22 protein-coding genes and 1 pseudogene are annotated in these 23228 nt (G+C 47.3%); 13 read left to right on the top strand and 10 right to left on the bottom strand.

Annotated elements, in window-relative coordinates:
* The first annotated feature begins 295 nt into the window (after positions 1-295).
* Positions 296-1441 (top strand): substrate-binding domain-containing protein, encoded by a 1146-nt coding sequence (locus tag DW965_RS03160; RefSeq protein WP_119198018.1) that lies wholly within the window; start codon positions 296-298, stop codon positions 1439-1441.
* Positions 1442-1448: 7 nt separating this feature from the next.
* On the opposite strand, the gene DW965_RS03165 is transcribed toward DW965_RS03160, so the two are convergent.
* Positions 1449-2486: a helix-turn-helix domain-containing protein gene (locus DW965_RS03165; RefSeq protein ID WP_158582793.1), complete on the bottom strand. Its 1038-nt coding sequence runs from the start codon at positions 2484-2486 to the stop codon at positions 1449-1451.
* Positions 2487-2948: 462 nt separating this feature from the next.
* Between DW965_RS03165 and DW965_RS03170 the strand changes: the two genes are divergently transcribed.
* Together DW965_RS03170 and DW965_RS03175 are read left to right on the top strand one after the other, a co-directional pair.
* Complete coding sequence (locus DW965_RS03170; RefSeq protein ID WP_002569240.1) at positions 2949-3254, top strand: hypothetical protein; 306 nt, start codon at positions 2949-2951, stop codon at positions 3252-3254.
* Positions 3255-3368: 114 nt separating this feature from the next.
* Entirely contained in the window at positions 3369-3857 is a 489-nt protein-coding gene (locus DW965_RS03175) for a hypothetical protein (RefSeq protein ID WP_002569239.1), read from the top strand.
* A gap of 36 nt (positions 3858-3893) precedes the next feature.
* Here the strand turns inward: DW965_RS03175 and DW965_RS19280 are convergent, their stop codons facing one another.
* Positions 3894-4136, bottom strand: coding sequence for a hypothetical protein (locus DW965_RS19280; RefSeq protein WP_199681623.1), 243 nt, complete (start codon positions 4134-4136; stop codon positions 3894-3896).
* Positions 4137-4485: 349 nt separating this feature from the next.
* Between DW965_RS19280 and DW965_RS03185 the strand changes: the two genes are divergently transcribed.
* The 8 genes and pseudogenes from DW965_RS03185 (at position 4486) to DW965_RS03220 (ending at position 11549) form a co-directional block, all read left to right on the top strand.
* The gene (locus DW965_RS03185) at positions 4486-4881 is read left to right on the top strand and encodes a plasmid mobilization protein (protein ID WP_002594236.1); all 396 of its coding nucleotides are present in this window, start codon (positions 4486-4488) and stop codon (positions 4879-4881) included.
* A pseudogene (locus DW965_RS03190) lies at positions 4853-6477 on the top strand (relaxase/mobilization nuclease domain-containing protein). The gene DW965_RS03185 and the pseudogene DW965_RS03190 overlap by 29 nt, the downstream one beginning before the upstream one ends.
* Positions 6467-6853 (top strand): cysteine-rich VLP domain-containing protein, encoded by a 387-nt coding sequence (locus DW965_RS03195; protein ID WP_002594234.1) that lies wholly within the window; start codon positions 6467-6469, stop codon positions 6851-6853. The pseudogene DW965_RS03190 and the gene DW965_RS03195 overlap by 11 nt, the downstream one beginning before the upstream one ends.
* Before the next feature lie 130 nt (positions 6854-6983).
* The gene (locus DW965_RS03200) at positions 6984-7724 is read left to right on the top strand and encodes a replication initiator protein A (protein WP_002594233.1); all 741 of its coding nucleotides are present in this window, start codon (positions 6984-6986) and stop codon (positions 7722-7724) included.
* Entirely contained in the window at positions 7721-8575 is an 855-nt protein-coding gene (locus DW965_RS03205; protein WP_002594232.1) for an ATP-binding protein, read from the top strand. Before DW965_RS03200 ends, DW965_RS03205 begins: the two co-directional genes overlap by 4 nt.
* Complete coding sequence (locus DW965_RS03210) at positions 8572-8766, top strand: transposon-encoded TnpW family protein (RefSeq protein ID WP_002594231.1); 195 nt, start codon at positions 8572-8574, stop codon at positions 8764-8766. The genes DW965_RS03205 and DW965_RS03210 overlap by 4 nt, the downstream gene beginning before the upstream one ends.
* A gap of 127 nt (positions 8767-8893) precedes the next feature.
* On the top strand, positions 8894-10519 hold the full coding sequence (locus DW965_RS03215; protein ID WP_002594230.1) for a recombinase family protein: 1626 nt from the start codon (positions 8894-8896) through the stop codon (positions 10517-10519).
* Between the two features lie 283 nt (positions 10520-10802).
* Entirely contained in the window at positions 10803-11549 is a 747-nt protein-coding gene (locus DW965_RS03220; RefSeq protein WP_199596439.1) for an SDR family NAD(P)-dependent oxidoreductase, read from the top strand.
* A gap of 287 nt (positions 11550-11836) precedes the next feature.
* On the opposite strand, the gene DW965_RS03225 is transcribed toward DW965_RS03220, so the two are convergent.
* Together DW965_RS03225 and DW965_RS03230 are read right to left on the bottom strand one after the other, a co-directional pair.
* Positions 11837-12598 carry a sulfite exporter TauE/SafE family protein gene (locus DW965_RS03225; protein WP_117801823.1) on the bottom strand — a complete coding sequence of 254 codons (762 nt, stop codon included), beginning with the start codon at positions 12596-12598 and terminating at the stop codon, positions 11837-11839.
* A 139-nt stretch (positions 12599-12737) separates the two neighbouring features.
* Complete coding sequence (locus DW965_RS03230; RefSeq protein WP_055226165.1) at positions 12738-13160, bottom strand: MarR family winged helix-turn-helix transcriptional regulator; 423 nt, start codon at positions 13158-13160, stop codon at positions 12738-12740.
* A gap of 225 nt (positions 13161-13385) precedes the next feature.
* Between DW965_RS03230 and DW965_RS03235 the strand changes: the two genes are divergently transcribed.
* A complete protein-coding gene (locus DW965_RS03235; protein WP_119198020.1) occupies positions 13386-14726 on the top strand; it encodes an MATE family efflux transporter in 1341 nt (446 codons plus the stop codon).
* 210 nt (positions 14727-14936) lie between these two features.
* On the opposite strand, the gene DW965_RS03240 is transcribed toward DW965_RS03235, so the two are convergent.
* The 4 genes from DW965_RS03240 to DW965_RS03250 all read right to left on the bottom strand — a co-directional run bounded on the left by DW965_RS03240 (position 14937) and on the right by DW965_RS03250 (position 17574).
* Positions 14937-15677 carry an energy-coupling factor ABC transporter ATP-binding protein gene (locus DW965_RS03240; RefSeq protein ID WP_119198021.1) on the bottom strand — a complete coding sequence of 247 codons (741 nt, stop codon included), beginning with the start codon at positions 15675-15677 and terminating at the stop codon, positions 14937-14939.
* A 111-nt stretch (positions 15678-15788) separates the two neighbouring features.
* Entirely contained in the window at positions 15789-15911 is a 123-nt protein-coding gene (locus tag DW965_RS19580; protein WP_243036315.1) for an energy-coupling factor transporter transmembrane protein EcfT, read from the bottom strand.
* Positions 15908-16558, bottom strand: a complete 651-nt coding sequence (locus DW965_RS03245; protein ID WP_243036317.1) for an energy-coupling factor transporter transmembrane component T family protein — start codon at positions 16556-16558, stop codon at positions 15908-15910. Before DW965_RS03245 ends, DW965_RS19580 begins: the two co-directional genes overlap by 4 nt.
* Positions 16559-16581: 23 nt before the next feature.
* On the bottom strand, positions 16582-17574 hold the full coding sequence (locus tag DW965_RS03250) for an energy-coupling factor ABC transporter permease (protein WP_119198022.1): 993 nt from the start codon (positions 17572-17574) through the stop codon (positions 16582-16584).
* Positions 17575-18008: 434 nt separating this feature from the next.
* On the opposite strand from DW965_RS03250, the gene DW965_RS03255 reads away from it, so the two are divergent.
* Entirely contained in the window at positions 18009-19466 is a 1458-nt protein-coding gene (locus DW965_RS03255) for an alpha-L-fucosidase (RefSeq protein WP_199681625.1), read from the top strand.
* Positions 19467-19645: 179 nt separating this feature from the next.
* Here DW965_RS03255 and DW965_RS03260 read toward each other — a convergent pair whose 3' ends face one another.
* Positions 19646-21031, bottom strand: a complete 1386-nt coding sequence (locus DW965_RS03260; protein WP_118697260.1) for a glycosyl hydrolase family 28 protein — start codon at positions 21029-21031, stop codon at positions 19646-19648.
* A gap of 14 nt (positions 21032-21045) precedes the next feature.
* A complete protein-coding gene (locus DW965_RS03265) occupies positions 21046-23199 on the bottom strand; it encodes a glycoside hydrolase family 3 N-terminal domain-containing protein (protein ID WP_118697259.1) in 2154 nt (717 codons plus the stop codon).
* Positions 23200-23228: the final 29 nt, after the last annotated feature.

Genomic DNA, 23228 nt, shown 5'->3' on the forward strand with positions numbered 1-23228 from the left:
TTTCCTCCTGTTATAAAAATGATTTTCAAACTTAAAACTCTTTCTATTTAAGTCTTGTTCCTGTATTGCCATGTTGATTTGATATATCATATCATAAAAAAACGCAATGCTTCTGTCAAGTATTTCTGCATTTTTCCTACGCTTTTCCATGATTTTATATCATTTTCTTTTTGCTTGATATATCATTTTTAGTTTGACTTATCTTTTTCCCGAGATTATAATACAAAACAAGTCGACATCACACTTTTACAAATACAGTTGTCACCAATCATACTATTTGAGGAATTTTACAGACATGGATAGAAATAAAAGAATAACGAAACCCAAATATGAAATCATCAAAGAAGCTCTTTTAGAGCGCATCCGCACCGGACAGTTTTCTTCCGATGCCGTGTTCTGCACGGAAAAAATGCTCTCGGAGCAATATGAGGTAAGCCGCATCACAGCAAAGCGGGCGATTGAAGATCTGGAACAGCAGGGAATCCTGTATCGAAAACGCGGCGTCGGAAGCTTTGTCTCGCAGAAAATCCCACCGGTTTCCTCCTCCGCATCAGAAAACGACAGCAAATCAAAAATGGTTTCCCTGCTGCTTCCCTTTGCCACAACACAGGGAAACATTTCGGAAACGATTGGTTCCTTAAGTGCCGCACTGGCCGAAAAAGGATACTTTTTAAGCATTCATATCACCGGCTCTTCCTCTCCGAAGGAACGTACGACACTGGAACTGCTCCGTTCTCAGAACATCGCCGGACTTGTCTACTATCCCAAGCGTGACAATATCCACCTGGAACAGTTAAACGATTTCCTGTTTGCGAACCGCCCGGTTGTCATCATCGACAAGCAGACCGACTGTCCGTATTTAAACAATGTTGTCTGCGACAATTACGATGGCGGACGGCAGCTCACCCGTCACCTCCTGGAACAGGGGCATCGCAACATCGCCTTTTTCGCAACAGCTCCCCTTTCCGAAACCTCGTCAGTCCGTGATCGTTTCGGCGGATTTTTGCACGAAATGAAAGCTGCCGGAATCATGCCCGATTCTCAGCAGCTTGTCACCTGGTCCCATTCTCTTTCTGAAGAGGATGCCCTTTCCACGGAACTGACTTCTTTTCAGCAGCAGCTCCTTGCTCTGCATCAAAATGGAATCACTGCTCTTCTCGCAGAAAATGACCAGGTTGCCGAACTTATTTTCCTTGCCTGCCGTACCATCGGCCTTAGGATTCCGGAAGATCTCTGCCTCTGTGGTTTTGATGACACGAGTCTCAGCCGAAGCCTTGAAATTACCTCTATTCATCAGGACTTTGAAAGCATCGGACGGGAAGCCAGCCGGATTCTCCTTTCCACACTGGAAAACCCTGCGGCGGAACCGGAAAAAATTGTACTGCCGGTGACACTTGTTCCCCGGGCATCCTCGCTTCGAATGATAAAAACAGAATCCTAAAACCAGATCATTTTTCATCTGAATTTTCTTCCAGAAATTTTCGGATCTTCTCTGGCGGCAGCAATGCATAAATACTTTTATGGAATGTTGCCGCCACTTCCAGTTCTCCGTAATATCCTGTACGCACATCACAATTTCCCTGGAATGCCTCCCGCAGTGTCGCATTCAGCGCTGCTCCCTCATCACTGTCCATAAAATCTTTCAACATCCGGCAGCAGGTGTGCGTGTTTTCATAATAGCGGCGGTATGCCGGATGAAATTCCCGCATCCATCCGCTCACGGATACACAGAACAACGCCGTCGGATGGATCACCGGCTGATAAAGAAGATGCCATTTTTCCTGCTGTACTGGATCTGCCGCAAACGCAAGCAAAGAAACTTTCAGCTCTTCCATAAAACCCGGATAATCTTCCTCCGTCAGAGAGATAATTTTCTGATTGCGCAGATACTGGTTGATATTCGTCGCATCAATCTGCTCCGGAGAAATGTACTGTAAATAACGGGACATCATTTTCAAATCCGTACCTGCGTGCTCAATCGTATGCTGTGTGATTTTCTGCCACAAAAACTGCTGATATTCCGTAACCGGCGTATCCAGATATGCCATCCACAAATACTGTGCCAGCAGCCGGGCATCCCGGGATTCCATCTGATTCCGGGTAGGATCTTCCGGGCAAAAATCGGTATCTGCAAGCATCCCCGCAAGCTGTTCAAGCGACTGGCACATAGGAAGCTGTCCGCTCAAACGATCCATTTCGCTGATCGTCTGCTGAATGGTAAGCATCTGCGACTGGAGTGCATTCAGCTGTTTATGCAGATAAAATGGTGTTGTGCGCGGCTTGTGAAGAATCGCGCGGATATCCGCCAGTGAAAGTCCTGCCTCGCGCAGCTTGCGGATGATAAAAAGTTTTTGAATATCTGCTTCTGAAAAATCATGGTAACCGTTATGTTCATCAACAACAGGCGAGATCATCTTCTGATCGATATAATAATAAACCGTCCTCCTGGACAATCCTGTTTTTTTGATTACTTCCTGAATTCTCATTGTTGCACCCCGTTTTTCCTTTTGTCCAGTCATTCCCCCGCATTCTGACCGTTTCTCTTTTTTTCACTCTTTTTCTTTCTGTTTTTCCGCTTTTTTTCGTTTTGATTTTATAAAAGCATACACCTGGTGTATACTTTTGTTTCCTATTATATCCTGTTTTCCCTCAAAAAGCCACGTAACAATTCTCTTTTTCCATAGAAATCTTCTGCTTTTGAGAAAAGAATGCTGTTTATTTCTGAAAAAATTTGCATTGACTGTCCACCAACGATATCCCGTATAATAATGCTCATGTGCGGTAAAGTAATAAAAAGATTTAGGTAGCCGCCTTAACTATTCCTAAATAAGATAATATGCACAGTATTTTCTCGTAAATAGAAAATAAATTATTGCATTTTACCAATTATTATGTTAAAATGACAATGTAACAAAGAGCTATGTATTTTTAAGGAAAGGGAGGAACTTATGAATTTAAGAAAATCTATTTTAGCACTTTCAGTAGTAGCTGGAATTGTAGCTGCTCCAATGACTGTATTTGCCGCTCATACTCATAGTTGGGGTTCTCCCCAGTACTATGGATATGAAGATGAAATGCCTGGTATATATGATGACTGGGATAAATGTGCGACACGTCATGTATATAATTACAAACAATGTTTAATTTGTGGAGAAGTAAGCATTTATGAAGTTGAGACGATTGAAATGTCTCACAAATGGGTGAATGGTGCATGTGTATATTGCAACAAAGGTTACGCGAAAGAGATAAATTAACATAGTATCATTACCGGCAAGTTTATGATCAAAAAATAGAAAGCATTGAGAATATTTCAAAATTTCTTGAAAGTACTCTCAGTGCTTTCTTTGATAATATGAAAGGAGAAATAAATGCAAAAAAAACAACTTTCTGTATTAGTACTAATTATTTTATGCTTTTTATTAGGATGTAACAGAGAAACACCAAAAGATGAATCTCAACAAAATTATGAAGATGAATCTAATATTTCTAAAACAAATGGAGAAGAACTTGTAAATATAAACAGTGAATTGTTAGGTTCGACTCCTTTTGATATCCAAATCGATAAAACAGCATTGCAGACTAGAAAAGAAACAGAAACAGAAGTTACAATAAAGACAAATTTAACAGACTGGGGTTATACTGTTTCTTCTGAAAAAGGGAAAATATCTGATATAAATAAAAATTCATTCATATATATAGCACCTAAAGATGAGAGGGATGATACTATAAAAATACAATTATCGGACTATGAAAATGGCATATCATATGAATATACAATTCCACTTATTTTTGCGGGAAACAATGAACATTCTTTAGATAAATTCAAGGAAAATCTTTCAAGATTACCTAATAGTTAGTAAAGAGTCGATAGACTAAAGTACCACCATCCTCTTTTATTTCAACTGAATATCCATCCCGCCGCACCGCAGCGGCACATGAAGCAGTAAATCCGAAAAAGATTTGCTGCTTTTTTTGCGTCCATTTTTGGCAAATTTCCAAAAGTTCCGTATTAGACAGTGAAACCAAAAAAGGCTGCCATTTTTTTTCAGACAGCGGGCAAAACGCAGCTTCCGAAACGCCTTATTGTCGGGAAAGACCGAGCCGCCGGAAAAGTTCTTGCCGGAAAGTCCGTCCATTCTGCTCTTTTGTGGTTTGTAGGGAGTAAGGGAAAAACGCCAGCCCGCAGCCTTTTATAAAAAAAGCTGGTTATAGATTTTCTGAAAAAGTGGCAGTAGCAAGTGAACGGCAGGCCGGCAGTTTCTTAGAGCAAGATTCTACCGAGGTGCCAAAATTCGCTTATCGCTCATTTTGCCCCTGCGGGAATCTTGTTGGGGAGTGCCTTCCCCAAACCCTGCTTATGCGGCTTGCGCCGCTGAAAAACCCCTCAAAATATTTTTCGGATTTTTCAAAAACAGTTCCGCTTCACACCCTGTTTTTCTCCTATTAGTGAGAGGACACCACGCACAGAAAGGAGGTCAACCACCTATGAAACGATACAACACGCCGCACCGCAGCCGGGTAGTCAAAACACGCATGACCGAGGAAGAATACGCCGAGTTTGCCCAGCGGCTTTCTGCTTACCACATGAGCCAAGCCGAGTTTATCCGGCAAGCCATAACCGGGGCAGCCATACGCCCCATCATAACCGTTTCCCCCATCAATGACGAGCTGCTTGCCGCTGTCGGGAAGCTGACCGCCGAATACGGGAGGATCGGCGGCAACTTAAACCAGATAGCCCGGACGCTGAACGAGTGGCACAGTCCCTATCCGCAGCTTGCCGGGGAGGTACGGGCGGCGGTTTCCGACCTTGCTGCCCTAAAGTTTGAAGTCTTGCAGAAAGTGGGTGACGCTGTTGGCAACATTCAAACATATCAGCTCTAAAAACGCCGACTATGGCGCAGCGGAAGCCTATCTCACATTTGAGCATGACGAGTTTACCATGAAAGCCACCCTTGATGAAAACGGGCGGCTGATACCGAGGGAGGATTACCGCATTTCTTCCCTCAACTGCGGGGGCGAGGATTTCGCTGTTGCCTGTATGCGAGCCAATCTCCGCTATGAGAAAAACCAAAAACGGGAAGATGTGAAAAGCCACCACTATATCATCAGCTTTGACCCACGGGACGGGACAGACAACGGCTTGACCGTAGACCGGGCGCAGGAGCTGGGCGAGCAGTTCTGCAAGGAGCATTTCCCCGGACACCAAGCCTAATCTGCACCCACCCGGACGGGCATAACCACAGCGGGAATATCCATGTGCATATCGTCATCAACTCCCTGCGGATTTACGAAGTCCCGCTTCTGCCCTACATGGACAGACCAGCCGACACGCTGGAGGGCTGCAAGCACCGCTGCACCAACGCCGCTATGGAATATTTCAAGAGCGAAGTCATGGAAATGTGCCACCGGGAGGGGCTTTACCAAATCGACCTCTTGAACGGCAGCAAGGAACGGATAACCGAACGGGAATACTGGGCGGCAAAGAAAGGGCAGCTTGCCCTTGACAAAGAGAACGCCGCCAGAGAAGCCGCCGGACAGCCGACCAAGCCCACCAAGTTTGAAACGGACAAGGCGAAGCTGCGCCGGACGATACGGCAGGCACTTTCCCAAGCTGGCAGCTTTGACGAGTTTTCTTCCCTTTTGCTGCGGGAGGGTGTGACCGTCAAGGAGAGCCGGGGGCGGCTTTCCTACCTCACGCCGGACAGGACAAAGCCTATCACAGCCCGAAAGCTGGGGGACGATTTTGACAAGGCTGCTGTCCTTGCCCTGCTCACGCAGAACGCCCACAGAGCTGCCGAACAGACCAAAGCCATACCCGAATACCCTGCCGCAGTTAAAAAGCCGTTACAAGGGGAAAAAGCTGCAAAAACCACCCCGGCAGACAACACCTTGCAGCGCATGGTTGACCGGGAAGCCAAGCGAGCCGAGGGCAAGGGCGTGGGCTATGACCGCTGGGCGGCAAAGCACAACCTAAAGCAAATGGCAGCTACCGTTACCGCCTATCAGCAGTACGGCTTTTCCTCCCCGGAGGAACTGGACGAAGCCTGTTCTGCCGCCTATGCCGCCATGCAGGAAAGCCTTGCGTGGTTGAAGCAGGTGGAAAAGACGCTGAACGGGAAAAAGGAGCTGCAACGGCAGGTGCTTGCCTATTCCAAGACCCGCCCTGTCCGGGACGGGCTGAAACAGCAGAAAAACGCCAAAGCAAAAGCAGCCTACCGTCAGAAGCATGAAAGTGACTTTATCATAGCAGACGCAGCCGCCCGCTATTTCAGGGAGAACGGCATTTCCAAGCTGCCGAGCTATAAATCCCTGCAAGCAGAGATTGAAAGCCTTATCAAAGAGAAAAACAGCGGCTACAACGATTACCGGGCAAAACGGGAGGAGTACCGCCGCTTGCAGACTGTCAAGGGCAATATCGACCAGATTTTACGCCGGAGCGAGCCGCAGCGCAGAAAGGAGCAGAGCCATGAACGGTAATATCCCCCGCATGGACTACCGCCAGTACCGGGCAGCCCGCCGCCTTGTGCATGAGTGCTGCAACTATGACAGCGGGAACTGCCTGCTGTTGGAGGACGGCGAGCCTTGCGTGTGTGTACAGAGTATCAGCTATTCGCTGCTCTGCCGCTGGTTTACCGCCGCTGTCCTGCCCCTTGATGAAGCACTGGAAGCCGCCCTCTTGCGCCGGGGAAGCCGGAAACGCTGCGCTGTCTGCGGGGCGTTCTTCTTCCCAAAATCCAACCGGGGGAAATACTGCCCGGACTGCGCCGGACGCATGAAGCGGATAAACGCCGCCAAACGGAAGCGGAAACAAAGGGAGAAATGTCACGCTTTAGGGCATTTCAAACCCGCATAAATCAAGGCTTTTTTGGAGGGTGTCAAAGGGTGCGTGATACATTTATCCTTTTCCCTTAAAAACGCCCCCTAAAAGCGTAACAGAACCCACAGACAGACACCACAAGGAGGTGAACCCTATCGCTGATTATATGACCGCAGGAACGGAGCTGCCCGCTTACCTGCCTTACCCCCGTTTCCTGCTGGAAACAGACCTATCCCACACCGCAAGAGAGTTATATGCGCTGCTGTTAGACCGTTCCACCCTTTCGCAGAAGAACGGCTGGCAGGACAGCGAGGGACGGACATACATTGTCTACCCCATAGCAGAGATAGCGGAAATGCTGGATAAAGGCTGCACCACCATAAAGGGCGCACTGAACGAACTGGACGCTGCCGGGCTGCTGGAACGCAGACGGACGGGCTTTTCTGCCGCCAACCGTCTGTATGTGAAAGTGCCGCCTATCCCAGTGGTACAGTTTTCCGACCAACTGACGGACGGAAAACCGCCCCTCATAAGGGCGGGAAACCGACCAACTGACAGCCGGAAAACTGACCTTATGACGGTCGGAAAACCGTCCCCTAACCAAACTAATATAAACAACCTAATAGAGAGCCAAACAAAAGGAGCGAGTGAGGGGCAGCCCCCCGCCGCTTATGGCAGATATAAAAATGTATTTCTTTCTGACACAGAACTTTTGGAGCTGGAACAGGACTTCCCCGGCAAGTGGGAGTATTACCTTGACCGCCTTTCCTGCCACATCGCTTCCACAGGGAAGCAGTACCAGAGCCATGCAGCCACCATTTACAAGTGGGCGCAGGAGGACGCTGCCAAAGAGAAGCCAAAGAAAGGCATACCGGACTATTCATTCAAGGAGGGAGAAAGCCTATGACCGATACAATCCACAACACCATACTGCCTATGACCGACACCACAGCCGAGCCGGAGGATTACACCGGGGAGGACGGGCTTTTATACTGCGGCAAATGCCGGAAACCCAAAGAAGCCTATTTCCCGGAGGGCAAGACCTTTTTCGGGCGTGACCGCCACCCGTCAGAGTGCGACTGCCAGCGGGCAGCCCGTAAGGAACGGGAAGCCGCCGAGAAGCGGCGCAGCCACCTTGAAACGGTGGAACGGCTGAAACGGCAGGGCTTTACAGACAAGACCATGCAGGACTGGACATTTGCCAACGATAACGGCAGCTGCCCGCAGATGAAGAACGCCGCCGGATATGTGGCACGCTGGGAACAGATAAAGGACGGGAACTACGGGCTGCTCTTGTGGGGCAGGGTAGGCACTGGGAAAAGCTATTTTGCCGGGTGTATTGCAAACGCCCTCATGGAGCAGGAAGTCCCGGTGTGCATGACAAACTTTGCAGCAATATTAAACGACCTTGCCGCCAGCTTTGCGGGCAGGAACGAATATATTTCCCGCCTTTGCAGCTTCCCCCTGCTCATCATTGACGATTTTGGAATGGAGCGTGGCACAGAATACGGTCTGGAACAGGTCTACAATGTGATTGACAGCCGCTACCGGAGCAGGAAGCCGCTGATTGTGACGACCAACCTCACGCTGGAGGAATTGCAGCACCCGGAGGACACCGCCCACGCCCGGATTTATGACCGCCTGCTTGAAATGTGTTCCCCTCTCTGCTTTACCGGGGAGAATTTGAGGAAAGCCGCCGCACAGGGAAAAATGGAACAGCTGAAACGGCTGCTTGCCGGAAAGGAGATTTGCCTATGACCGACACCCAGAGAAACAAACGCCCTGCCCGCCGCCCGGACTGCGTGACCGAAACGAGGATAGGCAACACAATCCTTGTGGTGTCTGGCTTTTTCAAGGAGGGGGCGACCGACACCGCCGCTGACAAGATGATGAAAGTGCTGGAAGCAGAAGCCGCCGCCGGATATTTGACCTGTGATAAGCCTGATTGAAAAACCGTCATTTTTACCGACCGTAAAGAAGCAGATTTGACGCTTTTGCCGCTATACAGACAGCCGCCCCATGTGGTACAATCAAGGTACGGAATAGTGGGGCTGGCTGTCGGAAACGGAGGAATTTATGTTAAGACAGACCACCCAGCAACTCATTACCGCCCTTTACCCAAGACTGTCCCATGAGGACGAGCTGCAAGGCGAGAGCAATTCCATTTCCAACCAAAAGAGGATTTTGGAAACCTATGCCAAACAGAATGGATTTTCTAATCTGCGCTGGTACACCGACGACGGTTATTCCGGTGCGAACTTTCAAAGACCCGGATTTCAAGCCATGCTTGCAGACATTGAAGCAGGGAAAGTCGGGACAGTTATCGTCAAGGATATGTCGAGGTTAGGGCGAAACTACTTACAGGTGGGAATGTACACAGAAATGATTTTCCCACAGAAAGGTGTCCGCTTCATCGCTATCAATGACGGAGTGGACAGCGCACAGGGGGAAAATGATTTTGCCCCGCTGCGGAACATTTTTAACGAATGGCTGGTGAGAGATACGAGCAAGAAAATCAAGGCAGTAAAACGCTCTAAGGGCATGAGCGGAAAGCCCATCACAAGCAAGCCCGTCTATGGCTACCTCATGGACGAGGACGAAAACTTTATCATTGACGAGGAAGCCGCCCCGGTGGTACGGCAGATTTACAGCCTTTGCCTTGCCGGGAACGGTCCGACCAAGATAGCCCGTATGCTGACCGAGCAGCAAATCCCCACGCCGGGGACGCTGGAATACCGCAGGACGGGCAGCACCCGCCGCTACCACCCCGGCTATGAGTGCAAGTGGGCGACCAATACCGTGGTTCATCTGCTGGAAAACCGGGAATATACGGGCTGTCTGGTAAACTTTAAGACCGAGAAGCCGTCCTACAAGCTGAAACACAGCATAGAAAATCCCCCGGAAAAGCAGGCGGTTTTTGAGAACCACCATGAGCCTATCATTGACCGGGAAACGTGGGAACGGGTGCAGGAGTTACGCAAGCAGCGCAAACGCCCCAACCGTTATGACGAAGTGGGCTTGTTCTCCGGCATACTCTTTTGTGCCGACTGCGGCAGCGTCATGTACCAGCAGCGATACCAGACGGACAAGCGCAAGCAGGACTGTTATATCTGCGGAAGCTACAAGAAACGCACCGCCGACTGCACAGCGCACTTTATCCGCACTGACCTCTTGACCGCTGGCGTACTCTCCAATCTGCGGAAAGTTACCAGCTATGCGGCAAAGCATGAAGCCCGGTTTATGAAGCTTTTAATCGAGCAGAATGAGGACGGGGACAGACGCAGGAACGCCGCCAAGAAAAAGGAGCTGGAAGCCGCCGAGAAACGCATAGCCGAGTTATCTGCTATCTTCAAGCGGCTGTATGAGGACAGCGTAACCGGGCGCATATCGGACGAGCGTTTCACAGAGCTGTCGGCAGACTATGAAGCCGAGCAGAAAGAACTGAAAGAACGTGCCGCCAGACTGCGGGAAGAACTTTCCAAAGCGCAGGAAGCCACCGCAAACGCTGAAAAGTTTATGAATGTGGTACGCAGGCACACTACCATTGAAGAACTTACCCCTACTCTGCTGCGGGAGTTTGTGGAGAAAATCGTTGTCCATGAAAGCGTTGCCCTTGACGGGAAACGCCGGGGCAAGTTACGCAGACAGGAAATCGAAATCTATTATTCTTTTGTCGGCAAGGTAGAACTGCCCGACACCTAACCGCCCGACCTATCCGACATACCTCATGTGCCGGATAGGAACGGCAAAATTTTTTACACTTCTATTACTTCTTTATCACACATAAGCAAAAGGAAAAGATTTGCAACAAAATTTAAGAGAAAGGAAATATCCCGTTTTTTGTATTCTCCAAAACGAATCGTCATTCAGAGTCAAATGATTTTTCATGCAAAATTCATTTTTCTCCGAATCGTTAAAAAAATAAAAACTACAGCCTGCATAATCAGTTTTCATTGATACGAAAAAACGGGATCGGGTGAATGGTATGATGTTAAAAGATAAAGTTGCAATTGTTACCGGCGGAACCAGAGGAATCGGCTATGCCATTGTGCACAAATTTCTGCAGAACGGCGCGAAAGTCGTCCTGTTCGGATCCCGGGAAGAGACCGTTGCAAAAGCGGTTGCATCTTTAAAAGAAGAAAACCCGGACTGGGAAGTTTCCGGTGCATGGCCAAAGCTAACCGATGCAGCTGCCATGGTAGATGAGATCAACAAAGTCAAAGAAAAATACGGCAAAATCGATATTCTTGTGAACAACGCCGGTGTCTCAGACAGTACACCAATTGACAAGTATACCGCAGAGCGCTTTGCCAGTGTCATGGATCTAAATGTCAACGCCATGATGAACGGCATCCTTCCAACCGTTGCTATTATGAAAGAACAGGGCGGCGGCTGTATTTTAAATACCAGCTCAATGGTCAGCATCTGCGGCCAGCCGGGCGGCGTTGCCTATCCATCCAGTAAATATGCGGTCAACGGTCTGACCTGGTCCCTCGCACGGGAACTTGGTCCTTTCCATATCCGTGTAAACGCGGTTGCACCTGGCATCACCCGTACCGATATGGTTGCCGCACTTCCAAAAGAAATGATTGATCCACTCATCAACCGCATTCCTCTTCGAAGAATTGGTGAGGCAGAAGACATTGCAAACGCATTCCTCTTCCTGGCAAGCGATATGGCTTCGTATGTAACCGGAGAAATTCTTTCCGTGGATGGTGCGATGAGATCCTGATTTATTTTTCATCCAGTTGTACACCATTTTCTGATTTTGAGGTTATCTGCGTAAAATCTATGGTTTTATGATAGAAAAAATCCTGCAAGACGTTAAACTATCTCTCAATCTTCCGCTTTCCATTTTGAAGATTGGGAGGCAGTTCATGTCCCACAGGATTTTTTCCTATATAGCAGCAGATATTCTCAATCCGATTCGCTGCTTATTGTTTTTCACCATGGAAGCAAAGGACTTCCTTGATTTGGTTAAATCATATTTGGAAACTTCTAAAGTGTCAGTTGACGTAGTTAGAAAAACAGCATCACCACTCCCAGCGCACAAAGCAAAATTCCCGTCACGCGGTTCAGCATTTTCACATTTGCCCCGTTGGCCCATTTCGCTCCAATCTGTGCAAAGACCAGGGTACTGATGACACAGGCAATCAGAATTGGAATGTCCGGCGCGCCGCCGATATAAAAATGGGAGATCGCACCGGTCAGAGCTGTAAAGGTCATAATAAAGACGCTCGTTCCAACTCCTGTTTTCAGTTCATATCCGAGCACGCTGGTCAGCACCAGAAGCAGCATCATGCCACCGCCTGCTCCGACAAATCCACAGATAAATCCAATCACAACACCGCAGAGAATCGACTGCTGGATTTTCTGTTTTTCTGATTTGTTTGCCTGTACTTCTTTCGTCGTCATGATCGGACGGATGATAAATTTCAGTCCGACAAACAGTGTCATCACTTTCGAAAATCCGCCCATGGTTCCATTTGGCACAAGCGAAGATACGAAGCTGCCGACCAGTGTAAAAATCAGAACAGATATCAGCATAATCACGCCGTGGCGGATATCAATGTTTTTATTCTTTTTATAAGTCCAGGCACTTACTCCTGATGCCAGCACATCCGATGCCAGCGCAATGCCAATCGCCTGATAAGCCGGCATGTGTAAAAAGGTAATCAGCATCGGTGAAACAACGGCCGCTGCGGAGAGTCCCGCAAGTCCCGTGCCAAGGCCGGCGCCAAGACCAGCCACAATACATACGATAAGTTGTGTTATTGTCATAGTTTTCTGTCATCCGCTTAGATCCGTTGCACTTTTCCTGTACTTTGCCATTTAGGGGCAGATGACTGTTTTCCTCCTCTTTCTGTTTTTGTTTTGTCTTATTTTTCTATTATGTTCTTCTCTCTGGCTTTCAGCGTTTTTATTTTTCCGTCACGTTCCTCCGAATCAGCTCGCATAATCTGAGAAATTCTTCCCTGTCTTCTCTGGAAATTCCGGAAAACAACGATTCTCCAAACGCTCTCTGGCAATCCTGTCCAAAGCGGATAATTTCTGATGCACTTTCTTCTAGCTTCAAATGCACTTTCTTGCGATCCGCCGCATCTGTTTCTTTTTGAATGTATCCTTTTTCACACAGCTTGTTCACTGCCAGTGAAACATGCGATTTCTGCATTTTCCGCACACGCACAATATCCACTGCAAGATCAAACTGGCTGTTATTCGCAAGAAACAGCAGAACATCCACTTCCGCAGCTGACAGATCATAACGCACCATGACCTTTTTTCGGTACTGGTTGTATTTTCGTTCTACCTCCACTGCAAATTGCCATTGTTCATCAAACATACTTTTTCACCTTCTTTTTTAACTTGATATTCTTATTTGTTCTATTTTGAACTTTTTTGTATAATAGTTCTTTTTTGAACATTTGTCAAGGAGTGTACACGGAAAACGTTCGAACTTATAAATCTAAAGTATTTTTATAAAGTGCAGAAAATTATATTCTTGACTCTATAATCATTGTAGGGTTTACTATAATCGTAACATTCTACAACAGGAGGTTTCCCTATCATGGAACGAAACTTAACAACCGGCAGTATCTGGAAAAATATTTTCTATTTTTCGCTGCCTTATCTCTTATCGTATTTTCTGCAGACGCTCTACGGCATGGCAGATCTTTTCATCATCGGACAGTTTGAAGGCGCGGCCAGTACAACAGCCGTTTCCATCGGCAGTCAGGTTATGCATATGATTACCGTTATCATCGTGGGACTTGCCATGGGAACGACTGTCAGCATCGCGCAGGCCGTCGGCGCAAAAGATAAAAAGCAGGCATCACGCTGCACAGGAAATACCATCACTTTATTTCTCGGTGTTTCCGTCGTGCTGATGGTAATCCTGCTTCTTCTGGTAAAGCCGATCGTACTTGTGATGTCCACACCATCCGAAGCCGTTTCCGGCACCGTCGCTTATCTGACGATCTGTTTCATTGGTATTCCATTTATCACCGCGTATAATATCATCAGTTCCATCTTCCGTGGACTTGGTGATTCGAAAAGCCCGATGTACTTCATCGCAGTCGCATGTGCGGCCAATATCACACTCGACTATCTCTTTATGGGCGCCCTGCATCTTGGTCCATCCGGTGCCGCGCTTGGAACCACGCTTTCCCAGACACTCAGCGTCATTCTGGCACTGATTGCGATCCGCAAACGTGATACCGGCATCCGTCTTACCCGGTCGGATCTCTCCCCTCAGACAGCTGTGATGGGACAGATTCTTAAAATCGGTGTTCCGATCGCCCTGCAGGATGGTTTTATTCAGATCGCCTTTATCATCATTACCATCATCGCTAACCGGCGCGGCCTGGAAGCAGCGGCTGCAGTCGGTATTGTAGAGAAAATCATCAGCTTCCTGTTCCTGATTCCATCTTCCATGCTTTCCACTGTTTCGGCGCTCGGCGCGCAGAACATCGGTGCTGGAAAGCAGAAGCGTGCCGAACAGACCATGTGGTGTGCTGCACTGATTACTGTCGTTTTCGGACTGATCGTCGCTATTACGATTCAGTTTATTTCCGTTCCTGTGGTCGGTCTTTTCACAACAGATGCGGAGGTTGCACGCCTCGGCGGTCAGTATATCCGCGGTTATATCTGGGACTGCATTTTTGCTGGAGTCCACTTCACCTTCAGCGGCTATTTCTGTGCCTGCGGACGGTCGGAATTTTCCTTCCTGCACAATATCATTGCCATTCTGCTTGTTAGAATCCCCGGTGTGTATCTGACTTCCATCTGGTTCCCGGACACGCTGTTCCCGATGGGCATTACAACGGCATGTGGATCTCTGACCTCTATTATCATCTGCCTGCTGGTGTTTCGGTACTTAAAGAAGAAACCGATTCGTACTGCTGTATAAATTTTCTTTGGAGATATCTTTATGACAGACGATCGCAGGAAATCACCTTAATTGACAACGGAATGACAAGCGATCCAGAAAAATTTGTAACAGAAATCCGAATCCCGATTCGACCTTCGGATTCTTTTTAAAAACAACAACCGGGAATATCTGATTTTTTGATTTCAGATATCCCCGGTTGTTGTTTTCTTTTGTTTTTTTCGGCCTTTTCTACCACACCGGCTTCTGCAGGCAGAACGGCAGTTCCAGTCCATTTTCCTCGAGAAGTTCCTGGTTCGTCAAAATTTCTTTTGCATCTCCATCGCAGACAATGCACCCGCCGGACATCAGAATCACGCGACTGCACGTTTCCAGAATCATGTCGAGATCGTGCGATGCGATGATTTTCAGATGTTCAAAATCGTTCAGAATGTGGATCAGTGATCTGCGGTTTCTGGGATCGAGTGCAATCGATGGCTCGTCCATCAGGATAATATCCGGTGTCATAGCGAGAATCGTCGCGATCGATGCCATCTTTTTTTCTCCGCCCGACATTTTGTAAATTTGTTTGTCCCGCAGATGCTCGATGTGAATCTGTTTCAGTGCATGGTTTACACGTTTTTCCACCTCTTCCTCCGGCAGCCCGTAATTTCGCGGAGCAAATGCAACATCCTCAAATACCGTCGACATGAAAAGCTGGCTGTCGGAATCCTGGAAGACATAGCCGATTTTTTCGCGCACTTTGGGAAGCATCTCTTTTACAACCGGCATTTCCTCCACACGGATGCTGCCTTCGTAGTCCAGATTCAGTCCCACCAGAAGTTTCAGCAGCGTCGATTTTCCAACACCGTTCGCGCCGATCAGTCCGATGCTGTCATTTTCGTGTGCAGTAAACGTGATGTCCTGCAGAATCGGGACTGATTTTTCGTAAGAATAATGAACATGTTCAAAATTGATGTGAATATGACTCATTTTTGATATCTCCCGACAATTCTTTTCTCTTCCCGCGTGCAGGCAACTGCACCAGGTTGCTTTTCTACTTCTTCCGACTTGTTGCAAATAGATGTCTTCCCACGCAGCGCTTCATCCCGTTACTTTCAGTACGGCAAAAAGTACAAGCCACACACCCATATACAGCCAGTCCTTCGCTTTGCACGGCTCCTTCGCTGTATAGTAAAATTCTCCCTGATAGCCACGCAAAGTCATGCTTTCATACACCTCATTTGCGCGGTCCATGCTGCGCAGAAGCAGCTGCCGGCCAGTGTTCCCCATACCTTGAAATGAACACCCTTCTGATTCGGCGCGCGCAGACTGTACGCCTGGGTCATACGGTTTGCCTCCTCAAGAAGCACCGTGACATAGCGGTACGTCAGCAGCACCTGTGTCACCAGAATGGCAGGGATATGAAGCAGACGCAGTGCATAACAGATTTTCTCGATGGATGTTGTCGCAATCAGAAGATACGCCGCCAGTACGCTGTAAATACCTTTGATCATCAGCGTCACCATGGAAAGCATCCCTGCTGTCAGCGGAGCAGTACCAATATGCCCGATTACCTGACGGTCAAAGATCGGATTGAACAGCCCCACAAAGCAGACGAGCGGAAGGACAATCCGAAGCCGCCGGATGCTGTCGCTTGACGAAATTTCGCCGACAATAAAGAGCACAATCGGATAAATTCCCATGCGCAGCAGGCCGGTCAGATCGTACTTTGGAAAGGACATCGTTACGGTCAGAAAAACAACCGTTAAAACAAGTTTAACCAGCGGATGAAGCTTGTTCACCCACTGGTCCTTTGCCGCAAGCATATCCATATGATGGATTTCATATAGTGCATTGCCAAGTTTATTCATTTCTTTCTCCTGTTCCGTGCATCTTATGACTTTTTCTTTTTAAAGAAGCGGAATGCATAGCATGCACCGACACAGACAACAAGAACGACTGCAGATCCCGCAATTCCGGAAAAACTGGTTCCAAACGTGGAATCAGAATTTTTAAAACCATAATCCGGCAGAAGTGCCGTTTTTTCCTGAATCTCTTCCGCCGCTGCATGTGCGCCGGTTCCGTTATTTTCCAGTTCCGTCGAACCGGTCAGACGCTCCATGGACCACTCAAGTCCATCCGGATTGGAGGATGCCGCAAGAGAAACGGCTCCGCCGATCACCAGTGCTGCGATGCCTAAGATCGCAATTGTCTTCTTGAAAGAAAAGCGGCTCTTTGTTCTTTCTTCGCTGCATGAAAGCATCTCCGGGCGCGCTTCATAGACGAACAGCAGAACGGCCGCTGTAATCAGGCCTTCTACAAGACCAATCGCGAGATGAATCGGCTGCATTGTTGCCACAAATACAGAAAACGGCAGATCCGTTATCCCGGATGCAAGCGTTTCCAGCGCCACACTGAAAGCGCCAAGCTGCAGGGTCACCACACAGCCGAGAATCGAAGCGCCGGCAATTTTTCCCCGTGACATTCCCTTTTTCATCATTGGACGCCAGAACAGGAAATATCCAAGAAAACACCCGTAAAAAGCCATGTTCCAGATGTTGCACCCGAGTGCCAGAAGTCCGCCATCCGCGAACAGCAGACACTGAATCAGCAGCACACCTATCATCGTCAGGAATGCGGCATACGGTCCAAGCAGTGCCGTCAGCATCATACCGCCGCAGAGATGGCCGCTCGAACCCGTGCCTGGAATGGTAAAATTAATCATCTGCGCCGCAAAGACGAATGCACCCATCACTCCCATCACTGGGATCCTTTTCGGGTCGCTCTCCAGGCGCACTTTTTTTACAGAAAAACCAGCTGCTCCGCCGGAACAGACATACATTGTTGCAGCCACTGCAGGCGCAACCAACGCATCAGCCATATGCATAATGTTCTCCTCCTTTTTGTTTTCTGTTTTTTTCTTTTTTTACTTTACTACGCTAAAATTCGTCCTGCAAACCCCCGTGGGGGTTATTTTTTCAGATTTTTTTGCGATTCTTTTTGTTCACTTTTACCTATTTTTTATGAACATTTTGTTTAAATTTAAAGGGTGACTTTTTAACATTTATATGGTATTCTATAGACAACACAGACGGATATCCCGGTGTCGGGAGTCCGTACACACACTATCTCGAGGACAGGATTCCTGTCCGATCCGCGGCCGCCTGCACGTCATCGGGTCGCCGCGGTTTTTTCTACAAAAAAAAAGCCCTCCGGGCAGGATTCTTTCTTATTTTAGTGCCAAAACCGGCTCTTTACGGGTTCTGGCTGTATTTTCGAGTATTGGTGTGAATTTCATCTTGACGAGAAGGAGACTCTCTTATGAGCACAGAGAACTTAGAACACGAAGAACAAAACAGAACAACGGAACCGATCATCGATATCCGGGACAATGAAGCGCCCGCTGATCCAGAACAGGAAATTGTTTCCCAGGGTGTCCACAACTACAGCGCCGCTGAAACATATGTGTGCCCGACCGATCCGGCTGTTCTGCAGCAGCTCGAATGGTTCCGGGATCAGAAGCTTGCGCTGATGATGCATTTTGGATTGTACTGCCAGCCCGGCATGGTTGCTTCCTGGGCATTAAGTGACAAGGATTCCGACTGGTCCCGCCACCAGGTAAACTGGACGGACGGCGAAACCTTTAAAAAACAGTATTTCGGCCTGAATCGTTCGTTTAATCCGGTCCGCTTTCAGCCGGAGGAATGGGCGCAGATGGCAGAGGACTGCGGATTCCGTTATCTTCTTCTGACCACAAAGCATCACGACGGATTCTGCCTCTGGGACACCAAATATACAGATTATAAAACAACTGCAGAGGACTGCCCGTTCCATGAACATAAAAATGCGGATATTGTAAAATCCATGTTTGATGCATTCCGTGCAAAAGGCATCGGCATCGGTGCTTATTTTTCCAAAGCCGACTGGCACTGCCCGGACTACTGGAAAGAAGATCTGAGAAAAGATGGTCTGACATCCCGCGGACCTTCCTACGATCCAAAGGAATATCCGGAAGTGTGGAACCGTTTTAAAGAATATACGAAAAATCAGGTTCTGGAGCTCTGTGAAAATTACGGTAAACTGGATATTCTCTGGTTCGACGCGGGCTGGGTCTCTGAGAGCAACGGCCAGGATATTGAGCTTGGAAAGATCGTTGAGGAAGCACGTAAGATTCAGCCGTGGATTCTCTCCGTTGACCGTACAATCGGCGGTGCTTACGAAAACTACGTGACACCGGAGCTCTGCATTCCGGAAGAACCGCTGAACGTTCCGTGGGAAAGCTGCCTTACCCTCGGCGTTGACTTTACATACGAATACGGCGACCATTATAAATCTCCACGTGAGCTTGTCGGCATGCTTGTCAACATCGTTGCCAAAGGCGGCAACATGGCGCTGAACGTCAGCCCACAGCCGGACGGCCGCATCCCGGTCGATGCCTGGGACAGCCTGAACGGTTTTGGCCAGTGGATGAAAACCTTCGGCGATGCCATCTACGGAACCCGCGTCTGCGCGCCGTACCAGAGCGGAACCCTTTCGTTCACACAGAAAGGTGATTCTGTCTATGTATTCCGGTTATATCCGACGGTACAGGAATCGGTAGAGGCAGAAATTTTCGTACCGTATACCGAGACGAAGATTTCGGAGATCTGTATGGTGGAAAACGGAGAAAATGTTGCATTCAAAGAAGTCGAAGGCGGCCTTTGTATGACCGTCCCGGCAGGATACAGACGAGGCTCCGCACCGATTGCGCTGGTGTTTGAGATGAAGAAAGAGCGGTAAATCAACAAGTGTAAAATTTTCCTTGATCCATTTAGGTCGGCTGGACTAGTCATTGATACGCCTAACGTCAAAACAGTTCAAGTGCATTTCTGCACCTGAACTGTTTTTCTGCTTTTTCAATATAATTGAAAAAACTATATTCATTTAAGAAGTTGAATCTTCCCTATATGGTAATATTCTCAGAATTTCATCTGTCTGCATGTTCTGACACCGTTGACGTAAATATCATTTGCCAGTTCTGTGACTAGCCGCATATCCTGCCAGGTTTCACACTTGTTCCCCATAAAAGTAATGTTATCAAAATGGACATCATGAACACGTACTTCTTCTGTCGGTGTCTGGTACCCCCGGATCACGGAAACCGGGATATCTCCGTTCAGCACCTGGATATTGTCAAAATAGATATCATTAATCTCTCCTTTGGCAAGCTGTTCCGTATATTTGCAAAGCAAAACCTTAATATCGAACAGTTTCTGTTCTGCCTGCTCTACTCTGATATTTTTATAATGTATATCATGAACATGACCGCCATCTGCCTGATGGATGGAAATCGCCGCACCACCCATGTTTCCTTCATACTGGCAGTGTATGATGTCACAGTCTTCAAATACCAGGTCGTGGATTTCGCTCTGGAGGGCATAACCAAGCTCTATGGCATTACCGGGTTCTGCATTCCAGATTACGTTATTGTGAACACGCACTTTTGTTACATCACGTACCGTTGACGGATCTTCAAACAATCTTTGGGATTTGATGCAGATACTGTCGTCTGTGGAACGGATAAAGCAATTTTTCACCTCTACATCCTGGCTGCTCGTAATATCAATACCGTCTCCCGTTACAATCCTCGACATAATATTCATATTATCAATCACAACATGGTCACACGCCGCAGGAACTACATGCCAGGAAGGTCCGTCTACAGCCGTAAAGCCTTTTAAGAGTACATTATTACACCACTTGGTATAGATAAAGAAACGGTGTGCATTACTGTCCGGCAGATGCCAGCAGGCTCCGTTGATAATTCCGTTTCCTACAATGGAAATATTGTCACAATGGTCTGCATATACACACCCTGATACAACAGCACCTTCCTCAATATAAACCGTATCATTGGACTTTAAGGTAAGAACTCCTACATTATATACCTTGCCCTTTTCAAAGCAGATGGTGGTATCTGCCGGTTTCTCAATCCTGTGCGAGCAAAGTACAAACAATGCATCATGAAGACCACCATCTGTTTCTACAGTAAACTTTCTCGGCTCATCAAGATGGATATGGACTGTTTCTCCTTTTACAGAAGGAACTATGCCAAAGCTGGACGGACGGATTTCAAGTTTTTCATATGATGCATGGATTGAAATCTCCAGATCATACGCTTCGTTATCTACTACTACAACATAGTCAAACGAATCTGTATGGTATACCACTCGCTCTGTTCCATTGCAGGTAACACTGTATTTTGCTGATTTTTCCAATTCATCTACAGAATTTAAAATAAATCTCGGTTCCTTGACCGGGTCCGGATTAGGATAATAAATCAAATCATTTTTAAAATCCTTCATGTCTCTTTTCCCTCCTATGCTCGTATAATGTTCTCAGAAACAAGGTGGTCACTACTGTTTCCAATACTGATACGCAGTTTCATTCCGCTGCTGACGGTTTCCATGTTTTTGCCATAATATGAAAATTCTTCCTGGTCAATCAAGAAATCTACATCCTTCTTTTCCCCCGGCTCCAGGAAAACCTTCCGGAAACGGACAAGTTCTTTCTTTGGACGTACTACAGATGCATATAATGTTTCATAATAACACTGGACTACTTCTGTTCCCGCAACATTCCCTGTATTGCACACATTACAATGTATATGTACTTTTTTATCCTGTCCTGTCTGCACATCAATGTCCGAAATATCAAACTCTGTATAGGACAATCCATAGCCAAATGGATATAACGGCGTATTTGGGATATCCATATATCTGCTGGTGAAACGATTTTCTGAATTATCTTCTGTAAATATATGCCCGGTTTTTACATCCCAGTAGCTTATGGGCACCTGTCCCACACACCATGGGATACTCACAGCTAATTTGCCGGAAGGGTTTATTCTGCCATACACAAGATCTATGATTACTTCAGCTCCCATAGTGCCGGGTCTCCATGCCATAATGACAGCCTTGGATCTTTCTGATATCCTCCGCAGGTCCAATGGTCTTCCTGTAATTACCACAGTCACAATATTACTTGTACGTTCTGCTATTTTTTCAAATAACACCTGCTGTTCTTCCGGCAAAGTCAGGAATGCCCTGCTGGCAGCCTCTCCTGACTGGGACTCATGTTCCCCAAGTACACATACAACCGTATCTTCATGGGTTATCGTTTCCAGCCACTGCTCATCCCTTGGCTTGTCAGACACTTCCTGTTCCACCTGCCATACTTTACACTCTTCATCAGAAAGAATATTGCATCCTGTAATACATTCTGCTTCTATCTGCTTTTTTTGTAAAATATCTTCTATTGTTTCAACTGCCTCATGTTCTCCAAAAATTGACCAGCGGCTTAAGAATTCTCTTGACGCTGTATAAGGACCTGCCCAGATAACTTTCTTCTTCATGCTTAATGGCAGCAGCTTTTCATTTTTCAAAAGGACACAGCTTTCGCCAGCCAGCTGATATGCTTTTTCCCGGTTATGCAGAGTAAGTTTTCCACTCTTGCCAAGACCGGCAAACGGATTTTCAAAAAGCCCAAGCTGATTTTTCATCATCAGGACCCGGAATGCACTTTCGTCGATAAATGATTCCGGAATCTGTCCGTTCTTCACCAGTTCCTCCAGTCGGAACATATAAGCAGGACTCATCATATCTATATCCACTCCGGCTTCTATGGCCTGAACCGCCGCTTCATCCATATCGGCTGCCACACCCTGTTCTTCCAGCTGTCCGATGGAACCCCAGTCTGAGATCACTGTACCATCAAATCCTTCTTTATCCCGCAGAAGGTCTCTGAGAAGTTCCTTATTCCCACTGATCGGTTTTCGGTCTATGGCATTAAAAGCGGTCATAACCATAGCAGGTTTTGCCTTCAACGCCATGCGGAAAGGTTTTACATACTGTTCCAGAAATGTTCGCTGGGATATTTCAACATCATTATATTCCCGGCCTGCATTCACTGCTCCATAACCCGCAAAATGCTTCAGGCATGCCGCTATTCCAGTATCATCTTTCTGCTGATAGCCATCTACCATTGCTTTTCCCATGATCCCATTTACATATGGATCTTCTCCAAAGGATTCCATCATCCTTCCCCATCTGGGATCTCTTGAAACATCAATCATAGGAGAAAATGTTGCTCTGAGCCCTTCTGAAGATGCCTCCAAGGCAGCTATAGAAGCCGCCTCAGACACCAGTTCCGGATGAAATGAACACGCCTGCCCCAACGGAATCGGAAAAATCGTCCGACATCCATGGATAACATCTGCCATAAAGAGAAGCGGGATATGATGGGGATGCTGTTCCATATATCTGCTCTGGATATCATAAATTTTATCTTTACCGATCACTCCTAGCACTGAACCGGCATATTGAATGATCCATTCCGGTGGTAACTGTTCGCCAACAACACCGGTAAGCACTGCCTCTTTGTCAAAATATACACCGGTAAGCTGTACCATCTGTCCTATTTTTTCCTGCAAAGACATTTCTGACAGCAATTGCTGTAATTCATGTATTTCCATAAATACTCCTTATGTTCAATCCGTTTATT

Source organism: Blautia sp. AM47-4 (assembly GCF_003479865.1).
GTDB classification, from domain to species: Bacteria; Bacillota; Clostridia; order Lachnospirales; family Lachnospiraceae; genus Fusicatenibacter; species Fusicatenibacter saccharivorans.

Coding starts and splice junctions, on each gene's coding strand:
- DW965_RS19580 (WP_243036315.1), bottom strand. CDS start 15,911: ATGACTTTGCGTGGCTATCAGGGAGAATTTTACTATACAGCGAAGGAG.
- DW965_RS03165 (WP_158582793.1), bottom strand. CDS start 2,486: ATGAGAATTCAGGAAGTAATCAAAAAAACAGGATTGTCCAGGAGGACG.
- DW965_RS03205 (WP_002594232.1), top strand. CDS start 7,721: ATGACCGATACAATCCACAACACCATACTGCCTATGACCGACACCACA.
- DW965_RS03265 (WP_118697259.1), bottom strand. CDS start 23,199: ATGGAAATACATGAATTACAGCAATTGCTGTCAGAAATGTCTTTGCAG.
- DW965_RS03220 (WP_199596439.1), top strand. CDS start 10,803: ATGATGTTAAAAGATAAAGTTGCAATTGTTACCGGCGGAACCAGAGGA.
- DW965_RS03250 (WP_119198022.1), bottom strand. CDS start 17,574: ATGCATATGGCTGATGCGTTGGTTGCGCCTGCAGTGGCTGCAACAATG.
- DW965_RS03260 (WP_118697260.1), bottom strand. CDS start 21,031: ATGAAGGATTTTAAAAATGATTTGATTTATTATCCTAATCCGGACCCG.
- DW965_RS03230 (WP_055226165.1), bottom strand. CDS start 13,160: ATGTTTGATGAACAATGGCAATTTGCAGTGGAGGTAGAACGAAAATAC.
- DW965_RS03255 (WP_199681625.1), top strand. CDS start 18,009: ATGAGCACAGAGAACTTAGAACACGAAGAACAAAACAGAACAACGGAA.
- DW965_RS03185 (WP_002594236.1), top strand. CDS start 4,486: ATGAAACGATACAACACGCCGCACCGCAGCCGGGTAGTCAAAACACGC.
- DW965_RS03215 (WP_002594230.1), top strand. CDS start 8,894: ATGTTAAGACAGACCACCCAGCAACTCATTACCGCCCTTTACCCAAGA.
- DW965_RS03160 (WP_119198018.1), top strand. CDS start 296: ATGGATAGAAATAAAAGAATAACGAAACCCAAATATGAAATCATCAAA.
- DW965_RS03225 (WP_117801823.1), bottom strand. CDS start 12,598: ATGACAATAACACAACTTATCGTATGTATTGTGGCTGGTCTTGGCGCC.
- DW965_RS03195 (WP_002594234.1), top strand. CDS start 6,467: ATGAACGGTAATATCCCCCGCATGGACTACCGCCAGTACCGGGCAGCC.
- DW965_RS03240 (WP_119198021.1), bottom strand. CDS start 15,677: ATGAGTCATATTCACATCAATTTTGAACATGTTCATTATTCTTACGAA.
- DW965_RS03175 (WP_002569239.1), top strand. CDS start 3,369: ATGCAAAAAAAACAACTTTCTGTATTAGTACTAATTATTTTATGCTTT.
- DW965_RS03210 (WP_002594231.1), top strand. CDS start 8,572: ATGACCGACACCCAGAGAAACAAACGCCCTGCCCGCCGCCCGGACTGC.
- DW965_RS19280 (WP_199681623.1), bottom strand. CDS start 4,136: ATGGACGGACTTTCCGGCAAGAACTTTTCCGGCGGCTCGGTCTTTCCC.
- DW965_RS03200 (WP_002594233.1), top strand. CDS start 6,984: ATGACCGCAGGAACGGAGCTGCCCGCTTACCTGCCTTACCCCCGTTTC.
- DW965_RS03170 (WP_002569240.1), top strand. CDS start 2,949: ATGAATTTAAGAAAATCTATTTTAGCACTTTCAGTAGTAGCTGGAATT.
- DW965_RS03235 (WP_119198020.1), top strand. CDS start 13,386: ATGGAACGAAACTTAACAACCGGCAGTATCTGGAAAAATATTTTCTAT.
- DW965_RS03245 (WP_243036317.1), bottom strand. CDS start 16,558: ATGAATAAACTTGGCAATGCACTATATGAAATCCATCATATGGATATG.